The 18,353-nt window shown below is 65.8% G+C and carries 19 protein-coding genes; 15 read left to right on the top strand and 4 right to left on the bottom strand.

What is annotated here, in order from left to right:
• The first annotated feature begins 247 nt into the window (after positions 1-247).
• Entirely contained in the window at positions 248-1,219 is a 972-nt protein-coding gene (locus BH93_RS01680; RefSeq protein WP_052065335.1) for an LLM class F420-dependent oxidoreductase, read from the top strand.
• A 92-nt stretch (positions 1,220-1,311) separates the two neighbouring features.
• On the opposite strand, the gene BH93_RS01675 is transcribed toward BH93_RS01680, so the two are convergent.
• Positions 1,312-2,373 carry an acyltransferase family protein gene (locus tag BH93_RS01675; RefSeq protein WP_080739132.1) on the bottom strand — a complete coding sequence of 354 codons (1,062 nt, stop codon included), beginning with the start codon at positions 2,371-2,373 and terminating at the stop codon, positions 1,312-1,314.
• A gap of 337 nt (positions 2,374-2,710) precedes the next feature.
• Here BH93_RS01675 and BH93_RS01670 point away from each other — a divergent pair, with 337 nt between their 5' ends.
• Positions 2,711-3,334 (top strand): superoxide dismutase, encoded by a 624-nt coding sequence (locus tag BH93_RS01670; protein ID WP_032380929.1) that lies wholly within the window; start codon positions 2,711-2,713, stop codon positions 3,332-3,334.
• Positions 3,335-3,415: 81 nt separating this feature from the next.
• On the opposite strand, the gene BH93_RS01665 is transcribed toward BH93_RS01670, so the two are convergent.
• Both BH93_RS01665 and BH93_RS01660 read right to left on the bottom strand, forming a co-directional pair.
• On the bottom strand, positions 3,416-4,336 hold the full coding sequence (locus tag BH93_RS01665) for a sucrase ferredoxin (protein WP_037174840.1): 921 nt from the start codon (positions 4,334-4,336) through the stop codon (positions 3,416-3,418).
• Position 4,337: 1 nt separating this feature from the next.
• Positions 4,338-5,285: an ABC transporter substrate-binding protein gene (locus BH93_RS01660; protein ID WP_037174842.1), complete on the bottom strand. Its 948-nt coding sequence runs from the start codon at positions 5,283-5,285 to the stop codon at positions 4,338-4,340.
• Between the two features lie 157 nt (positions 5,286-5,442).
• Here BH93_RS01660 and BH93_RS01655 point away from each other — a divergent pair, with 157 nt between their 5' ends.
• The 8 genes from BH93_RS01655 to BH93_RS01620 all read left to right on the top strand — a co-directional run bounded on the left by BH93_RS01655 (position 5,443) and on the right by BH93_RS01620 (position 13,135).
• Positions 5,443-5,970 (top strand): hypothetical protein, encoded by a 528-nt coding sequence (locus BH93_RS01655; RefSeq protein WP_032401443.1) that lies wholly within the window; start codon positions 5,443-5,445, stop codon positions 5,968-5,970.
• A 207-nt stretch (positions 5,971-6,177) separates the two neighbouring features.
• The gene (locus BH93_RS01650; RefSeq protein WP_037174843.1) at positions 6,178-6,900 is read left to right on the top strand and encodes a TMEM165/GDT1 family protein; all 723 of its coding nucleotides are present in this window, start codon (positions 6,178-6,180) and stop codon (positions 6,898-6,900) included.
• Between the two features lie 32 nt (positions 6,901-6,932).
• Positions 6,933-8,117, top strand: a complete 1,185-nt coding sequence (locus tag BH93_RS01645) for a sensor histidine kinase (protein ID WP_155291021.1) — start codon at positions 6,933-6,935, stop codon at positions 8,115-8,117.
• Positions 8,114-9,130, top strand: a complete 1,017-nt coding sequence (locus tag BH93_RS01640) for a hypothetical protein (protein ID WP_052065260.1) — start codon at positions 8,114-8,116, stop codon at positions 9,128-9,130. Before BH93_RS01645 ends, BH93_RS01640 begins: the two co-directional genes overlap by 4 nt.
• An 87-nt stretch (positions 9,131-9,217) precedes the next feature.
• Positions 9,218-10,513 carry an ABC transporter substrate-binding protein gene (locus BH93_RS01635; protein WP_037174845.1) on the top strand — a complete coding sequence of 432 codons (1,296 nt, stop codon included), beginning with the start codon at positions 9,218-9,220 and terminating at the stop codon, positions 10,511-10,513.
• Entirely contained in the window at positions 10,510-11,415 is a 906-nt protein-coding gene (locus tag BH93_RS01630) for a carbohydrate ABC transporter permease (protein WP_052065261.1), read from the top strand. Before BH93_RS01635 ends, BH93_RS01630 begins: the two co-directional genes overlap by 4 nt.
• On the top strand, positions 11,412-12,251 hold the full coding sequence (locus BH93_RS01625; RefSeq protein WP_037174846.1) for a carbohydrate ABC transporter permease: 840 nt from the start codon (positions 11,412-11,414) through the stop codon (positions 12,249-12,251). Before BH93_RS01630 ends, BH93_RS01625 begins: the two co-directional genes overlap by 4 nt.
• A 116-nt stretch (positions 12,252-12,367) precedes the next feature.
• Complete coding sequence (locus BH93_RS01620) at positions 12,368-13,135, top strand: SDR family NAD(P)-dependent oxidoreductase (RefSeq protein ID WP_032380920.1); 768 nt, start codon at positions 12,368-12,370, stop codon at positions 13,133-13,135.
• Positions 13,136-13,171: 36 nt separating this feature from the next.
• Here the strand turns inward: BH93_RS01620 and BH93_RS01615 are convergent, their stop codons facing one another.
• Positions 13,172-14,740 carry a TM0106 family RecB-like putative nuclease gene (locus BH93_RS01615; RefSeq protein ID WP_037175141.1) on the bottom strand — a complete coding sequence of 523 codons (1,569 nt, stop codon included), beginning with the start codon at positions 14,738-14,740 and terminating at the stop codon, positions 13,172-13,174.
• Between the two features lie 161 nt (positions 14,741-14,901).
• Here BH93_RS01615 and BH93_RS01610 point away from each other — a divergent pair, with 161 nt between their 5' ends.
• The 5 genes from BH93_RS01610 to BH93_RS01590 are packed head-to-tail and all read left to right on the top strand — an operon-like array spanning position 14,902 to position 18,295.
• Positions 14,902-15,552, top strand: a complete 651-nt coding sequence (locus BH93_RS01610) for a DUF6474 family protein (protein WP_037174847.1) — start codon at positions 14,902-14,904, stop codon at positions 15,550-15,552.
• 14 nt (positions 15,553-15,566) lie between these two features.
• The gene (locus BH93_RS01605) at positions 15,567-16,088 is read left to right on the top strand and encodes a hypothetical protein (RefSeq protein WP_037174848.1); all 522 of its coding nucleotides are present in this window, start codon (positions 15,567-15,569) and stop codon (positions 16,086-16,088) included.
• A gap of 47 nt (positions 16,089-16,135) precedes the next feature.
• On the top strand, positions 16,136-16,801 hold the full coding sequence (locus BH93_RS01600) for a YcnI family copper-binding membrane protein (RefSeq protein ID WP_037174849.1): 666 nt from the start codon (positions 16,136-16,138) through the stop codon (positions 16,799-16,801).
• Positions 16,798-17,334, top strand: a complete 537-nt coding sequence (gene mprA, locus BH93_RS01595; protein WP_155291022.1) for an MprA protease, GlyGly-CTERM protein-sorting domain-containing form — start codon at positions 16,798-16,800, stop codon at positions 17,332-17,334. Before BH93_RS01600 ends, mprA begins: the two co-directional genes overlap by 4 nt.
• Positions 17,335-17,350: 16 nt before the next feature.
• On the top strand, positions 17,351-18,295 hold the full coding sequence (locus BH93_RS01590; RefSeq protein ID WP_242459092.1) for a copper resistance D family protein: 945 nt from the start codon (positions 17,351-17,353) through the stop codon (positions 18,293-18,295).
• Positions 18,296-18,353: the final 58 nt, after the last annotated feature.

Raw genomic sequence — 18,353 nt, 5'->3', positions numbered from 1 at the left:
CTGCCACCCGTGTCCCGACGACCCGAGCAAGGCGACGCTATGACCTACGTCACTCACGCCACAGAAGTTATCCACAGTATCCACAGGTTGATGCACAGAATCGGGGCCTGTGCCGGTTTCTATCCACAGGTCAGAGCGTCGAGTCGGTCTCGCGGTGTACCGAGTACCAACGCAGGTTGTGGATCGATGGTGATTTGACACAGCGACCGTCTGCGGTCCTGTGGAGTGGCTGTTTAGGCTGGCGAACATGACTAACCCGCCGCAGGTCGTTCCGCAGGCTCCCCTCCCGTCCGTAGAACTGCGCGTCTTCACCGAACCGCAACAAGGTGCCACGTACGACGACCTCCTCCGCGTTGCGAAAGCAGCCGAGGAATTCGGCTACGGCGCATTCTTCCGATCCGACCACTACCTCGCGATGAGCGGCGACGGCGGTCCCGGGCCCACCGACGCCTGGATCACGCTGGCAGGCCTGGCCCGCGAGACGTCGACCATTCGGCTCGGCACACTGGTCACCTCGGCCACCTTCCGCTACCCGGGGCCACTGGCCATCAGCGTCGCGCAGGTCGACGCCATGAGCGGCGGCCGCGTCGACCTCGGCCTCGGTGCCGGCTGGTTCGAGGACGAGCACAAGGCATACGGCATCCCGTTCCCGCCGCTCGGTGAGCGTTTCGACCGGCTCGAAGAGCAACTCGCCGTCATCACCGGACTGTGGGACACCCCCGTCGGCGACACGTTCTCGTACGACGGCACGCACTACCCCGTCACGGACTCTCCCGCGCTCCCCAAGCCGGTGCAGACCCCGCACCCACCCATCGTCATCGGCGGCGGCGGAAAGAAGCGCACCCCGGCACTCGCCGCGAAGTACGCCGACGAGTTCAACATCCCCTTCGCCTCGCTGGCCGATACCGAGACCCAGTTCGGTCGCGTCCGCGCTGCCTGCACTGCCGCCGACCGCGATCCGGACTCCCTCGTCTACTCCAACGCCCTCGTCCTGTGCTGCGGCCGCACCGAAGAAGACATCGCTCGACGCGCCGCCGCCATCGGCCGTGAGGTATCGGAGTTACGCGAGAACGGTGCCGCGGGCAGCCCCGCCGAACTGGTCGACAAGATCGGCAGCTTCGGAGCCGTCGGAGCCACCCGGGTGTACCTGCAGACCATGGATCTCACCGATCTCGATCACCTCGAACTCGTCGCATCCGAGGTTCTCCCGCAGCTCTGACCCCCGGGAACCGCCCGCCCGAGTCCACTCAACGTGACATTGACCCCCGAAAAGGCCACCAAATGTCACATCGAGTACCCAGGGGGCCTCGGTCAGGCAGCGGATCGAGCACGTAGGCGTGCGTAGGTCGAGCTGATGTGTCGAGCCGCGGGCAGTTCGATCCAGCGGTACATGATTTCGGCGAGTGCCGCCGTGCCGGCGAGGAAGGCCAGCACGGCGGCGCTGGGGCCCAGGTGCGGCTCGACGGTGGCGTAGATGCGGTAGAGCACGAGGGTGTGGATCAAATAGATCGCGTAGCTGCGCGTGCCGATCCAGTGGACGACGGGCCAACGGGTGATGGGCCCGTCGTATCGGGCCAGGATCAGGACGATGCCGGTGATGACCAGCAGGGTCCACAGGTAGGTGTCGCCCATCCAGAAGGTGTGGACGTCGATGGAGAGTCGGATGACTTCGATCTGCGCGATGACACCGACGACCACCCATCGCCAGCCGACCAGCTTCGCCCAGCCGAGGTAGATGATCTGGCCGAGGAACAGGGTCGGTAGTACGCCTGCGACCTTCGTCAGGAACGGGATTGTGTAGGGCTGCGGCAGGTAGAGGTTGTAGACGATGACCACAGCGCACAATGCAGCTCCGACCAGCGGCACCACGATGGGTCGGGTACGCAGCGGCCCGCGCATGGCGACGCAGTACAGGTAGAACACGATTTGCACGACGAGCGTCCAGGTGACGCCGAGGACGGCGACTTCGGGTCGGAGAAAGAAACCACCGAGGAAAAAGCTGAGCACGGCCTCGCCGTTGGTGATCCCGGGTTGACCGCTGAACATCCCGTTGAGGCCGAGTTTGACGAGGATGACCGCCAGGGCGACGGCGAACCAGAGTGCAGGGACCAGGCGGGCGAGACGCGCGACCATGAAGTCCCGACGCGAGTGCCGCATCGCCGATCGGGTGATCAGCAGGCCGGTGAGCAGCATGAACATACTGACGCCGACGAAGGACAGGTGCAGGTTCAGTCCGGCGTCCTCGATGAGGACCGTGTTGACCACGTCGATCACCCACCAGCCACCGCCGATGTCGTCGATCAGATAGAACGAAATGTGTGAGTACAGGACTGCGAAAACGGCGATGACGCGAAGGAGGTCGGCACCGTTCATCTGAACTCGGGGCGCGGTGACCGGCTCCACGACGGCGGAGTCCTCGACCGTATTTCGGCTCGGTCGGTCCCCTTCCACACCCGCGAGTTTAGGTTCCGTTCAACTTCAGGACCAATCCAGACCCGCTCCGCAACTGTTTCGTGATATTCGGAGCGAATTCGCAGCCGCGAATTCCGTTGCCTTGTTCACGTGAATTTATTCCGAGAAAAGCATCTCGGTTACAACGGTTGCACAAGGGGTAGGAATGAGATTGGGTTGAACCCTACGAAAGATCCGAAGTAGGACGAACGTGCCCGCATCACGCGATGGGTACGGCGTCGTTAGAGAAGGGAACCACGTGTCCGAGTACACCTTGCCCGACCTTGATTTCGATTACTCCGCCCTCGAGCCGCACATCTCGGGCGAGATCAACGAGCTTCACCACTCCAAGCATCACGCCACCTACGTGGCAGGCGCGAACACCGCCCTCGAGAAGCTCGCCGCAGCACGCGAGAACGACGATCACGCAGCCATCTTCCTGCACGAGAAGAACCTCGCGTTCCACCTCGGTGGCCACGTCAACCACTCCATCTGGTGGAAGAACCTCTCGCCCAACGGTGGCGACAAGCCCGAGGGTGAGCTCGGTGCCGCGATCGACGACCAGTTCGGTTCGTTCGACAAGTTCCGCGCACAGTTCACAGCTGCCGCCAACGGCCTGCAGGGCTCCGGCTGGGCAGTGCTGGGTTACGACTCGCTGGGCAAGAAGCTGCTCACCTTCCAGCTCTACGATCAGCAGGCCAACGTGCCGCTGGGCATCATCCCGCTGCTCCAGGTCGACATGTGGGAGCACGCCTTCTACCTGCAGTACAAGAACGTCAAGGCCGACTACGTGAAGGCGTTCTGGAACGTCGTCAACTGGGCCGACGTCCAGGCTCGTTTCGAGGCCGCCACCTCGAAGACCCCGGGTCTGATCTTCCCGTAGGTTTTTCGAGATTGCCGTAAGTCGCGCAATCGCAGACAGGGCCACCGCATCCGTTGCGGTGGCCCTGTCTCGTTCGAAAAATCATGCGCTCCCGGCTGCGGGAACCGACCGAATCGACGTGACGCCGTGGTCGGGCGTCGCGAACGCTTCGGAGCGGCAGGTCGTCCTGCGCGGGGTCTCGGGATCGGGCGTCACGTGTACCTGCACCGATCCCGACGCTGTCACCACGACGACATCGGACCCGCCGCTGGACGAGGTGACCTCCGTCGGGTGCACGTCGTCGATTCCGGTGAGGCCGTACTCGGTTCGTACTGCATGTTCGGCGATCTGAGCGGCCGTGTCGTCGGTGCAGCGGCCCCGGTAGTTGCGCAGGGTGAGCTGCCCGCGGTCGTGACCGTCCACCACTGCCTGCGCGTTCGCCGGGTCGAGGTTGCCGTAGTAGCTACCGTCCGGCAGTGCCACCATGCCGGCTGCGTATCGGTCCCCGCCCAGGTGCGTCGATTCCCATACCCGCCCATTCGGTCGATTCAGGGCAGCCGCTACCGGCCGACCGAGCACCGCACAGCACGGGTCCTTCTTGCCGTGCGTGCAAACGAGGTACAGCGGCTGGTCGACGCGAGTCCCGGTGCCGGGTGGGGTGCCTTCGGCGGCGGCTTCGAGCGGTAGTCGAAGTACTTGCTCGACAGTGTCGATCGCGTATTGCTCCAGCCATGCACCGCGGCGACCCGAATGAACCAGAAACACCCGTCGTGTATCGGTGGGTTCACGTCTGCCATGAGTTTCTCGCACCAGTTGAGGCCGAACCCCGACGGCCGTGCAGCGCCGCGAGAGTTCGGTACCGATCCGGCCCAACGGACCCTCCGGATCCCACGGTTCGCGACCCCACGGGCCCCGATGTTCGATCAATACCCAGCCTTCGGCCCTCGCTGCTGTTCCGCGGAGCGACTCGTTGCTTGCGCGCGCCACCGCAGCACAGCCCACCCAGCGTTCGGATGCAGGCACGTCAGCCCCCGATCTCCGACGCGGTGTCGATCAGAGCGCGGGCGGTCAGCACGTTGCCGAAGAGAAAATCCTTCGACGGCAGCTCGATCACCCGAGCACCGAGACCGGTGAAGAGCGGGTTCTGTCGTAGCTGTGCCACGGCATCCTCCGTCCCGGCGTCGGTCAGCAGGAGGATGTCGTCGGCCGCCAGTACATCGATCAATTCCGGACTGACGTCGACGGTCTGCACCGCGTCCGAACCGTGATCCCGCTGTGCGGGGGCTCGGTAGCCCAGATCGGCCAGAACCGAGTACGGGAACGATCCGTCCTCGGTCATGTATCGCAACGAGTCGGCTCGCACACGTGCGACGGTCAACGTGCTGTTCTCGCGAGGTGCGCGCGCCGCGGATTCGTCGACCGCTCGGCGATAGTCCGCCAACAAGCCGTCGGCGCTCTCCCTCCGGTCGAATATGTCCCCCACCTGCTGCAGAGTGTTCTGCCACGAGGCCGGGGTGTACTCCACGACGACGGTCGGGGCGATCGGGCGGACCTGGTCGTACAGCGCCCGGTTCTCCTCCCCCGTCGTTCGCATGACGATCAGGTCCGGTGCGGCGGCCGTGAGCGCCTCGACATCGATGTCGGAGTCGGCGGATCCGATGTCCACCGGTTCGTCGGTGAGCCGAGCACGTACGACGGGTGCGTAGTCGCCGGTCAGCGGCGGTTTCACCGCTGCGACGGGCTGCACGCCCAGAGCCACGACAGCTTCCAACGTGCGGTCGCCGTCGAGCACGGCAACGCGCTGCGGATCGACGGGCACACTCGTCTCCCCGAATGCATGCTGCACGGTGCGAACCTCGCCGCCGGTCTCCTCGGCGCTCGATGCCTCCCGACTGCACGCGGTCGCACCGATCAGTAGCGCACCGAACAGCAGGCAGACAACGGTTCGCCGAGCGGATCCTCTGTTTTTCACCGCAGCAGCGTATCGACCGCCGACCCGCCGTGGGGCGGCTACGTTTTCGGTTGGCACTCTCCCCATCTTGTGTGCCAGCCGTTTTCGGGTCATCCTTCTCCTTACCCAACGTCGTGTACCCGGCTTCTGCCTCGTACCTGTCTGGGAGGGATGCGCAATGGACGATCGAAATCTCATCGGTGTCTCGCCTTTTCACGCCGCCGGTCTGCTGCGCGGGTTCGTGATCTCCGGCCGTTGGCCGGACACCACCAAGGAGTGGGCCCAGTTTCTGGCGCTGGCCGTTCGGGTTGCGTCGATGCCGGGTCTGTTGGCGACGTCGACGGTGTTCGGGGTGCGGGAGGAGTTGCCCGAGGATCCCGAGCCCGGGACGGTCGGCCTGGTGGTGGCCGAGGGACCGGTGATCGGCGATTTCGCGTTGGCACCCGGACGGTTCTCGGCCCATCAGCCGGCCGCGTTGCTGATGTTGCATCCACCGTCGGAGACGACGCCCTCACTGCCGGAGTGCGCGGGCGCTGCCTCCGGTTGTGTTCTGCTGCCGGGTCTTCCGCATCTCGGCCTCGATCACCGGGCTGCATGGGTGGAGGCCGAATCCGACGGCACCGTGACATCGATGGTCAGTCGGGTCGGCCTCGATCCGATCAGCGATCCCGACACCGCAGTTTTGGCAATGCTCCTCGCCTCCTGACCGCTCCCCGCACACGATTTTTCGGGTGCCCAAACTTATTGGCGCATTGGACAATTCGCGAAACGGCACTTAGAGTCGTCTACAGCGAAGGGGAGTAGCCCCCAATCAACGTGTCGACATACTGGTCGTAAAACTGCGACCCGGCACCTGAACCGGTACATCCGGTGGGCGAGACCTTCGGTCCGTACGACGACCGAGGAGTCTTCTGTGCTGTCCGCACTGTTGTTGAGTTTTGCTGTCATTTTCGTGGCCGAGTTGGGTGACAAATCCCAGCTCATGGCCATGACATTCGCTCTGCGTTACAAGTGGTACGTCGTCATCGGCGGCATCACGGTCGCCACCACGATCGTGCACCTCGTGTCCGTCGCGGTCGGCCACTTCCTCGGCGTGTCGATCCCCACCGAGGCGATATCGATCGTCGGCGGCATCGCATTCGTCATCTTCGGACTCTGGACGCTGCGCGGCGACTCGTTGTCCGACGACGAAGGCGCGAAGGCCTCCCGCGTCACCAAGTCCGCCTTCCTGGCGATCGCTTCTGCGTTCTTCCTCGCCGAGCTGGGCGACAAGACGATGCTGGCGACCGTCACCCTCGCTGCCGACAACGACTGGGTCGGCGTCTGGATCGGCTCGACGATCGGCATGGTCGCGGCCGATGCGCTTGCCATCATCGTCGGTGCGGTTCTCGGAAAGCACTTGCCGGAGCGCATGATTCAGTACGGCGCAGCAATCCTGTTCTTCGTCTTCGGTGCCGTCCTGTTCTTCGAGGGCCTGATGCCGGGAACATCCGCACCGTACATCGCAGCAGGAGTGGTCGTGGCGATGTCCGCCGTCATCGTCGCGGTGCTTCGCGCCAAGGCGTCCCGCACCGAGTCCTCCGGCTCCGACGGGTCGCACGAGATCGAGCAGCAGACCACCACCGAAGACGCCTGACCTTGGTTTACACTCCTCCCTCGGAGGGGTGAATGGACGACGAGCAGCAGGTGGCCGGAGCCGACGCGGCGCACCGTTCGACGGATCGACTGATCAGAATTTTCGGCCGTTTCGTCGGTACCGGCTATCTGGTGTATCTGCTGCTGTTGATTCCCGATATCGGGCGCAGTAGCGACGCAGTTCCCGGTTGGTGGACCCCGGTCACCGTGGTGGTCGTGTTCGGCAGCGGTTTCGCGTTCGGTGCCTCCACCTTTCATCCGAGCATCACTGTCATCAGGATCGCCGGTTCGGTTGCGGCGGCGGCATTCCCGATCATGGCCCTGCTGTGGTGGGCCGCCTGGGACGGCACCTCCTTCGATCAGGCCGGGACATTTCTCGCGGCGTTCCCCGGCCTTGCCGCGCTCGCCGCTGCCACAGTGTGGCGTCCCGTTCCGGCGTTCGTCCACATGACCGTCGGCGTTGTCATCGTCCAACTCACCAATCAGGCTCTGCGAGAACCGTTCCCCCGCAGCAACATCGTTGCGGAGATCTTCTTCGCGATGATGTTCTGCACGGTGTTCGTGGCGGCCACACTCGCCGCGGTACGCACCGGACGCATTCTCGACGCCACCATCTCCGAAGCACACAACGACGCGGCACGGGCCGCTGCGGCCTCGGCGCGCGAAGTCGAGCGTGAGCGGTTCGACGCGTTGATCCACGACGAGGTCATGTCCTCGCTGCTCGCCGTCGCGCGCCATGGCCGCACCCCGAGTCTGGCCCGCCAGGCCCGGTCGGCACTCGCCCATCTGGACGATCTGACCACCGGCACCGTCTTCGACAATTTCTCCGCCGACGAGGCTCTCGCTCAGCTTCGTTCCGCCGCAACGACGGTCGACGAGTCGATCGAATTCACCGTACAGGCGGAAGAGCCCGAACGATCGGAGGACTACCCGGCCGACGTCGTCAGATCCGTCGCTGCAGCTCTCGCAGAAGCGCTGCGCAACAGCCGGATTCACGCACCGGCGTCGAACCGATCGGTCACTGCCCGCGTCGGCCCGTCGTCCCTGCAGATCACCGTTCGTGACGACGGTGCGGGCTTCGATCGGCGCTCGGTGCCGCCCCACCGACTGGGCGTCGCCGTCAGCATCGAGGGCAGGATGCGTCAGCTCGACGGCGGATCGGCCGACATCGAGTCCTCCAGCGCCGGCACCATCGTGCGGTTGGGTTGGAAAGGATGAACGGCCAGGACATCCGCGACCTGCTGTCGATGAAGTCGACGGCCGCGTATGCCGTCGCAGTGTTCTTCGTTCTCGCGTGTGCCGTGTGCGCCGGCGCAACGCTCGACGGGGTCTCGGCGGTGTGGCCGCCGTTCGCGGCGGTTCTCGTGTTCGCGGGAGCCGTCACCTTGTTGCTCGGCGCTTCGGGCGATCCATTAGGGGTGCGCTCGACAGCATTGCTCACCGTATCGGGTCCGGTCGCCGCGACCTCGGTCTTCGCGGTGCTACCGGTACCACTGACCGGAAGCCTGCAGACCTGGCCGTTGGGCATGTCCGTGGTGATCTACACCTTCATGTGCGTCCGCGGTCGCACACCGGCCGCGTGGCTCGGGTTGGTGCTGACCATGGCCGTCGCCATCGGGTGGGCGGCCGTGACGGGCCAGGGCGCGCTGTACGGGCTCTCGTTCAGCGCCATCAACGTCGCGCCGCTGTTGATGGCCACATTCTTCGCCTTCACCATCCGCCCCTTGGCCGCAGCAATCTTCGAGTTGCGCACGCAGTCCACGGTGCGTATCGCGTCCCGAGCCGCCGCGGCCGCCGTCCTCGAGGAACGAGACGCGCGTCTGGCCAGTCTCGACGCATTGGCCCGGCCGCTGCTCCAGCGCATAGCCGACGGCCCTGATCCCACCGACGAGGAAGTACTCGCGTGCGTCTTGCTCGAAGCGGAGCTGCGAGACTCCCTGCGCGCCCGCGGCCTGGTGCGACCGGACCTCGCTCGCGCCGCGAGATCCGCCCGGGCCCGAGGGGTCGAAGTGATGATGCTCGACGACCGAGCCCCGGCCACGTTGGACGACGACGCACGCGACCGCATCGTGGCCGCCGCGTCGAACAGCCTGGACGGTGCCCACGCCGGGTCCGTCACGGTCCGGCTCCTGCCTCCCGGACGCCCGGTCGCGGCCACCGTTCTGCTCGACGACCTCGGCGACAGCGCGCGGCGAATCGAGTACGACGACACCGGTCGAATCAGCAGCTGAACGCCGGGTTTGGGCCGAGACCGTCGTGGTTACCCTGCGGCGGACCAGTAGGTCTGTACAGCTGCTGCCGGTGAATGGAGCCCCGCCATGCCTCTCGATCGTCGATCGTTCCTGATCGGATCCGGTGCCGCCGCCGTGCCGCTGCTGTTGGCGGGGTGCGGCTTCGTCAAGTCCAGCCCGTCGCAGCAGGCCGAGGGCACACTGACGTTCACCACGTGGGGCACCGATGCCGAGTTGGCCGGCTTCCGCGCCTCGATCAGCGCATTCGAGGCGGCGAATCCCGGGTCCACGATCACTCTCAACGCGGTGCCGTACGAGCAGATGTTCACCAACATCGACGCCCAGCTGCAGGCGGGCAACCCACCCGACATCTTCCGCGTTCCGTATTACACGTTCGGCGCATACGCCGGCCGAGGCCAACTGCTGGATCTGTCGCCGCTCTTGGCGTCGGACACACGGGATCAGTTCACGCCGACAGCGTGGGCCGCAGTGCAGAACGGCGGAATCCCCTACGGCCTGCCGCACCACACCGATACCTCGGCAATCCTGGTGAACCGAAACCTGTTGTCGCAGGCAGGTATCGACTCGGTTCCAACAAATCTGGACGACGCCTGGACGTGGGACGAGTTGACGTCGATCGGCGATCGACTGCGTTCATCGCTGCCGACCGACAAGTATCCGTGGGCCTACAACTGGCAGGGCAACGGTGTCACTCGCTGGCTGAGTCTGCTGTTCCAGGCCGGTGGGTCCTTCCTGGCCGAGGACCAGAAGACTCCACTGATCGACTCCGACGAGGCGCGCCGGGCCGTCGAATTTTCGTCGTCCTTCTTCTCGAAGGGCTACGTGCCCGCCAACAACACCATCGCGTCGTCGAGTTACGCGAGCGAGGCGTGGTTCTCGCAGTCGGTGGCCATGGTCTGGTCGGGTGCGTTCCAATTGCCCGACGCCGATGCCACGGCCAGCTTCGATTGGACTGCCACCTATGCACCGCGAGATCGCCGGGGCGGCGGCGACTTCGGCGGCAACGCACTCGTCGCCACGTCGCAGACCTCGCAGCCCGAGTTGGCGGCGTCGTTCCTCGAGTTCGTCACCCAGCAGGAGCAGATGCGCAACTTCTGCAAGGCCGCCTCGCTGCTGCCCACGCGCACCGACCTGCTCAACTCCGACCTCGAATTCGACATCCGGTCGGAGCTGGCCCCGATCTTCGCGGCGCAGGCGACCACCGTGCAGCCGCAGGATGCAGCGCAGGTGGCCTCGCCGTCGATGTCGGGAATCATTCCGGTGCTCAAGGAGCAACTCGATCTCGCGTTCGCAGGCTCGCAGGACGCCGCTGCCACCGTGTCGGCCTTGCAGAGCGGAATCGCCGGGGTCACCGGCGCATGACGGCAACCATACCGACCACGACCAAGCGCGCCGGGGCCAGGAAAGAAGCATTCGCGGCCGCCGGATTTCTGGCCCCCAGCTACGCACTGTTGGCGGTGTTCGTCCTCGTTCCTCTCGTCGCCGCGTTCGTGGTCAGCCTGCAGCAGACGGACGGATTCGGTGCCGGGGAGTTCGTCGGTGCAGCCAATTACGCACGGCTGGTGGAGGATCCACTGTTCTGGCGGGCATTGATAAACACGCTGGTGTTCACCGCGTTGGTCACTCCGCTGTCGATGCTGTTCGGTCTGATCGCTGCGGTGCTGCTCAATTCCGCGTTACCTGCGCGGCCGTTGTGGCGCTCACTGGTGATCCTGCCGATGGCCGTCTCGGGTGTGGCGACCGGACTGATCGGCATTCTGGTGTTCGACCAGAACTCGGGCGTGCTCAACAATCTGATCGGTTTCCTCGGGCTGCCTGCTATCGATTGGCAGTCCTCGCCCGGGCCGGCTTTCGCGTCGATCGTCATCGCCACGGTGTGGTGGCGCACCGGGTTGAACATGCTGATCTACTTGGCCGGGCTCCAAGGTCTCGGTCCTGACCTGTACGAGGCGGCCAGGCTCGACGGCGCGAACGCATTTCAACGCTTCCGCAACGTGACGGTGCCGCTGCTGGGTCCCACCTCGTTCTTCCTGCTGGTGCTCAACGTCATCTACTCGTTCCAGGTGTTCGATCTGGTCTTCGTTCTCACCGGCGGCGGACCGGGCGGGGCGACGTCGGTGCTGGTCACGTACGCCTACGAGACGGGCTTCGTCACCCGCGATCAGGGTTACGCCGCGTCGATCGGCATGGTGCTGTTCCTGTTCGCCCTCACGTTCGCAGCCGCGCAGTGGCGCGCGAGCCGAACGAAGGATCTGGTCGAATGAGTGGGCCAAGGAACGCGTCCGCTCGCCGGGCACTGGTGCTGCGCACCGTGATCATCGCCGTCATCGGGCTGATCACCGTAGCGCCGCTGTATTGGATGCTCGCCGTAGCGTTCTCGACTCGCGGCGAGTTGCTGGGTGGGGGCGAGCTACGATTGTGGCCCCGCCGGGTGACGTGGGAGAACGTCACCCGCGTGTTCGATTCTTTCCCGGTCGCGACGTGGCTCGGCAACTCGATCGCCATTGCCGTCGTGGTCACGATCATCACCGTGGTCACGAGTCTGCTCGCCGGATATGCGTTCGCGCACTTGAAGTTCCGATTCTCCACGCCATTGTTCTTCGTCGCGCTCGCCACCTTGGTGCTGCCCGTGCAGGTGATCATGGTGGCGCTGTTCCGCATCGTCGTGGGGCTCGGCCTGTACGGCACGTACTGGGCGGTGATCCTGCCGAGCTCGGCCTCGGCGTTCGGGCTGTTTCTCGCGCGCCAGTTCATGCTCGGCATTCCGCGTGAGCTGCTCGAGGCCGCACGCCTGGACGGTGCCGGGCACTGGCAGATCTTCCGACGCGTGGTGCTGCCCTTGTCGGGGCCCTTGATCGCTGTCCTCGCCTTCATGAGCCTGCTGCAATCGTGGAACGACTTCGCGTGGCCGCTGATCGCGCTGCGGGAGAACGAGCTGTTCACGCTGCCGATCGGCCTGTTGTACCTGCAGGGCCAGGCGAACAGCGATTACGGTGCCACGATGGCGTTCGCGCTGATCAACGTCGTGCCGATGGCGCTGCTGTTCCTGTTCTTCCAGAAGTACTTCATCGCCGGATTCGCGCGCAGCGGGATCAAGTAGGTCCCCTTCAGGGCGCCTGAGGGTGGGTGAGGTGCCCCGCCGGTTATGGTGCAAGCGACTACGAGGTCGCAGCCTGTGCCGTGGCCCGCCACCGTGAGCGAAGGGGATCGTACGACGTGGAGATTTCAGGAACAGCAGCACTTGTCACCGGTGGGGCGTCCGGCCTCGGAGCCGCAACGGCCGCACGTCTGGCCGCCGCAGGCGTCACCGTGTTCGGCCTCGACCTGCCGCAGTCCATCGAGCGCGCCGGAGACAGCGTCCCGGCCGGGGTGACTCTGCTGCCCGCGGACGTCACCAGCGAAGCCGAGGTGGAGGCCGCACTGGACACCATCGTCGAATCCGGTGTGCCGCTGCGCATCGTCGTCAACTGCGCGGGCGTGGGCTGGGCGGGTCGCATCCTGTCCAAGAAGGGACCGCACGATCTCGAGCTGTTCCGCACCGTCATCACCATCAACCTGCTCGGCACGTTCAACGTGATGCGACTGGCCGCGAACCGGATGCAGTCGCAGTCGACCGTGGACGACGCGGGCCAGCGCGGCGTCGTCATCAACACCGCATCGGTGGCCGCATTCGAGGGCCAGATCGGCCAGATCGCCTACACCGCCTCCAAGGGCGGCGTGCACGCGATGACCATCACCGCGGCCCGCGACCTGGCCCAGGTCGGCATCCGTGTCAACACCATCGCCCCCGGCATCGTCGACACTCCGATGCTCGCCGGCGTCACCGAGGAATACCGTCAGGGCCTCGAGGCGTCGGTGCCGTTCCCCTCTCGCCTGGCTCAGCCCAGCGAGTACGCCCAGCTCGTCCAGATGATCGCCGAGCACGACTACCTCAACGGCGAGACCATCCGTATGGACGGCGCAATCCGCATGGCTCCGCGCTAGACAGCCGTCGCGTGACCCCGCTTCTCCAAGGCGGGGTCACGCACGAGCGCGCAGGTCCGCCACGGTCGGGATCTCCTTCTCGGCGCGGTCGGTCATCCACTCACGCAACACTTTTGTTGCCAGCACGTCGTCCTCGTTGTACACGAGCAGCCGCTCGCGCTGGGTGTGGTCGGGATCAGCGTCGTAGCCGACGGCCTCGCGGTACCAGCCCATCGACGCCTCTCCACCGGCCTCGTCGTCGCGCCATGCGAAACCGGCCACCGGGGCAATCTTCTTGAGCCCCTTGCCGTTCGGGCAGATGAACTGGTCACTGACGGCCTGGTAGACGTCCACCCACTGCTCGCTGTCGATGAACTCGCGAATCTGCGCCTCGGTGGGAACCCCGGGGACGTCGGCGAATCGGCGAGCGGAATCGAGCAACCATTTGTCTTCGGCTTGACGCGAATAGCAATAGGCGGCAAAGGTTTTACCGCGTGCGGCCGCGTCGGCCCTGACCTCCATCAACCAGTTCCAGAACACCGCGAACGAACGCCCCTCGTCGACGGTCGGCAGCGGATCCCACGTGACGAAACCCCGGTATATCGGCGGCGGCCCACCCGCCTCGGTGAGCAACGTGCCCCACAGGTAGGCACCGTGTTCCTGGTAGCTCTCCATATCGACGTCCACCTCGACGTCGGCGCGGTGCACCGAGACGGTCTCGGAGCGCCGGAGCAGAGGGACGTCGGCCCGCCAGGCCAGCGCCGCGGACACCGCGTCGTCGAAGTTTCCGAACGGCCACTCCTCGGGAGCCGGACCGCTCCACTGCGCCAACTCGTCGATGGTGCGCACACCTGCCGCGCGGAGCACGTCCGCCCGCGAACCCGATGCGACGAGTGAGACGTCACGAACGGCTTCGAGCTGCGGCTTGCAGTCGAACCACCATGCACACGAACGACATTCGCTCACCTGGGAAGGAACGGTGAATGCGCTGCCACGGGCCACGGCGAGCCGGTCTGCGAAGCGGGTGTCGTATTCGCCGAGCACCGTCGTCAGATCGTGGACCAGCATGCAGTCGCCGCGATAGCCCACTGCGCCGCCGACGGGCGAGGACGCTTCCAGTCCCTCGTGCACCAGCATGCGGTAGAGGTGGGCGAGCCGAAGCTGGTCACGCAACTGACTGCGCACCTTGCGGGTCTCGTCCACGGCCGGAGCCCAACGGTCCAGCGGTGTGGTTCTCGCGCCACGGCCCGGATCGGTGACCTTGTGGTTGACGACGATCACCGGGATGTACCCGCCGGCCGCGTCGCGCACCAGAAGTTCGCTGCGTCCGCGTCGACCGGTATCGCGTTCCAGAGGCAGTACCGCATTCCAGATTCGCTCGACTCCGGCCCGGCAGGCAGCGAGGGTGGCATCGGCCGCCGCACGGGCCGTCGGCTCGTCGATTTCGGTCCACTCCATCGGATCTGCCACGGCCAGCTGCGTACGGATGTTCTCGCGGTGCGCCTGCGCTGCTTCCCGGCGCTGGCGGACACCCGGATTCTCGGGTTCACCGCGCAGCAACGATCCGTAGGCGGTATCGAGATAGAGCCGATGACGGCAGCGCGTCAACGATCCGGCGTCGAGCAGCACGGGAGATGACAGCACGGGAGATGACCCTGACGCACCTCGTTGACCGTTCACACTCCAAGACACTAGGTCAGCCCTCCGACAGCCTGCACAGATCAGCGCCCGTTAGGCTGTGTGGAACCACCGTTTCCGCCGAGCAGTACATGTCAGGAGCCTTGTCGATGGGTTTGTTCCGTAAGCGTAAGGGTCGTGCCACTCGCAAGGCAGAGGCCAAGGCTCTCAAGCACAAGGCCACTCTGGAAGCGAAGCTCGGCGCGAAGAACGAGCGCAAGCAGCTGAAGTCGATCGCCAAGGCGCAGAGCAAGCTCAGCGCGGTGGAGGCGAAGTCGCAGAAGAATGTCGAGAAGGCGCAGGTGTCGGCTCTGCGGGCGCAGCAGAAAGCTGCCGCTCAGGGCACGCTCAACGTGGCGCAGATCCGTAAGTACCTCGGCATCGCTCGGCTGTTGCTTCCGGTGCTCGCTCCGATCGCCTATCGCGCGGCCACCGTCGTCCGGGGGCAGCTGGACAGCCGAAAGGCACAGCAGATGGGTGTCACGCCGGATCAGCTCAGCGAGTACACCGGCCACGGCGGCAAGCTCAGTGCCCGCATCGCCGGGGCAGAGAAGTCGCTGAGCACCATCGGTGCGCGTCACTCCGATCCCGAAACCAAGAGTTTCGGTGCCGCGATCAGCGAGCGCCTGGACGATCTGACGACCGCTGTGCGTGCATCCGAGCAGATGCCGCCCGCTCGCCGCAAGACCGCCCACGCGGCCATCTCCGCAGAGCTCGACGGCATCGAAGCCGATCTGCTGGCCCGCCTCGGCGTGCGCTGACCCCTGACCAACCGATGACCGACGCCTCCGCCTCACCACTGCGCGGCGGAGCTGTCGGTAGCGTCACCGCGGCGCTCGCGGTGGCCGCGCACGGCATGGCCGGCGGCGGTTGGCCCGACGGAGCCGCCCTGACTCTGCTTGTCGTCGTCAGCATCGGCGTCGGGGCCATGACGGCAGTACCGAGACGGTCGACGGTACTGCTCCCGGCCTTGTTGGGCGGCCAACTTCTCGCCCACATCGCGCTGAGCCTGAGCGACATGTCGGGCATGCTGCACAACCACTCGTTACTCCCCAGCACAGCGATGATTGCCTTCCACGCGGCCGCGTCCGTGGTCGCCACACTGTTGATCGCCGCCGCCGAACGCCTCTACGGACCGATCACATCCATCGTCCGCGCCGTTCTCGCGCTCCTCACTCCCCTTCCCGACGGTTCCGCCGTCGGTCGCGTCCGATTCTCCGTTGCGTTGCCGCCGATACACGGCACCGCGCTGGACTGGGCCATTTCTCGTCGCGGGCCCCCGATATCGGCGTACTGACCGATATCCCATTCCGCACTTCTCCACACAGAAATGACTCAATACTCATGAAGAGCTCTCTTTCCCGTGCCCTGTTCGTTTCCGGGGCCACCCTCGGCGCGTTGCTGATCGGCGCAGGCGCGGCATCGGCACACGTCGTCGTCTCTGCTCCCGACGCCGAGCAGGGCGGCTACTCGGTGCTGACGTTCCGTGTTCCCACCGAGTCCGACACCGCCTCGACCAGTTCGGTCAAGGTCACCCTGCCGGGCCTCAATTCTGCTCGTACGCAGCCCATCCCGGGTTGGACGTCCACCGTCGAGAAGGACTCGGCCGATCTCGCGGTGTCGGTGACGTGGACGGCGAACCCCGGTGCCGAGGTCGGCCCCGGTCAGTTCCAGCAGTTCTTGCTGTCGGCGGGCCCGCTGCCCGCGGAGGAGACCGTCTCCTTCCCGGCCACGCAGACCTACACCGACGGTGAGGTCGTCGAGTGGAACGAGCCCATGGCACAGGACGGCAGCGAGCCCGAATTGCCCGCTCCCACTCTGACTCTCGCCGCGGCCAGCGGCGAGGCGCACGGTGGCATGCAGTCGGCGACCACCGAGACCGCCGAGGCATCGTCGGAGGCGTCGACTTCCGACAACACCGCTCGCTGGCTCGCCGGCGTCGGACTGGTGCTCGGAGCCGTCGGCGCAGGCCTCGGCATCGGCGCAACGATCCGGGCCCGGCGCTCGTGAGGGCGCTGGCCTTTTATGCGAAGGCACTGGTCGTAGCGCTGCTGACGTTGCTGATCGCCGCCCCCATCGCGTCGGCGCACTCGCAGGTCACCGGATACAGCCCGGCCGACGGCTCCTCTCTCGACGCGTCTCCGGCCACGGCCTCGGTGACGTTCAACGAGGTACCGCAGTCGCAGTTCGCCACGCTGAACGTCGTCGGACCCGACGGCAACATCTGGTCGAAGGGCGACGCCCGCATCGAGGGCCAGAGTGTCGTCGTCGATGTCGGCGAGCTGGGACCGACCGGCGAATACACCCTCGCCTATCGCATCACCTCGGCCGACGGTCATCCGGTGAGCGGCACTGCGACGTTCACGCTGACTCAGGCGGGTTCGGGAACTCCGGGGGCACCGGCCGACGCGTCGGGCACCTCGGAAGAGGCCGAGAGCGGGTTCCTCGGCGGCTACGGACACATCGTGTTGATCGTGGTTGCCGTTCTGGCCTTCGCCGGCGCGTTGGGGTTCGCCCTGCGTAAGCCGAAGACCAAGAAGTAGGACGGGCGTGGCTGCGGTGAGCGAGAGAAGCGTTCGGCTCGTGCTCGCCGCCGCAGCCGCGTCGTTGCTGGGGGTGGCGGCCGCATTCGCGCTCGCGTACCCGACCTTCCCCGGCGGGTCGTCGTGGCTGCGGGTGGTTGCGGTGACCTCGGGTTCGGTGGTGTTGGGGTTCGGCGTTCTCGCTGTCATGGACGGCAATTCCGATTCCGGACGCCCCGCCGTCGACCCGCTGGTGATGTGGCGAGCGATCGGATTCCTGTCGGGGCTGTGGGCGGTGGCCGAGTTCGTTCTGCTCATCTCGGCCGCTGCAGATTCTGCCGGTCGCACACCGTTGACGTTGTCGCCGAGCGTATTCACCTCGTTCGCGACCGAGATCTCGGTTGGTCGACTGGGCACGGCGACCGTGATTCTTGCGCTCGCCCTGTGCGCCATCGGAGTGGCCGGCTATCGACGTGAGGCAGACTGGTCTCCGATTCCGGTGATCGTGTTGGCGTCCCTCGCCCTGGTCGCGCGCCCGATCACCGGCCACATGTCACAGTTTGCGTTCGGCTCCATTGCCGTTGCGGTGCATGTGTTGTTCGCATCGGTGTGGCTCGGCGTTCTCGGTGCGATGGCGCTGAGTCTGCGGAGCAAGTCCGCCTGGGCGACGCTGCTGCCGGTCTACTCCGGGATCGCCTTCTGGTGCGTATTCGCAGTCGCCGGCACCGGCGTGCTGGACGCGGTCCTCAAGCTGGACAGCATCGCCGATGTGGTCGAGACCGGTTACGGCCGAATCGTTCTCGCCAAGGTTCTGATCACCGTGATCCTCGTCGCGGTGGCCAACCGAATCCGCCGGACGTGGTTGCCCAGCGCCGCCGCGCACAGATCCACCGTGAAGTACTCACTGGGCCGTGCAGCCTCGCATGTGTGTCTACTGGCGGTGGCGTTCGGCCTGGCGGCGGCGCTGGCAACCACGGCGTAGGGCAGGAGTGGAGCCTGCGGAATGACCGGACAGGTCAGTCTGTCGGGAGTCTGTACTA

This window comes from Rhodococcoides fascians A25f (genome assembly GCF_000760935.2).
In the GTDB taxonomy this organism is placed as follows: domain Bacteria; phylum Actinomycetota; class Actinomycetes; order Mycobacteriales; family Mycobacteriaceae; genus Rhodococcoides.
The sequence above is the reverse complement of the archived record's forward strand: the minus strand, read 5'-3'. Positions and strand labels throughout refer to the sequence as shown.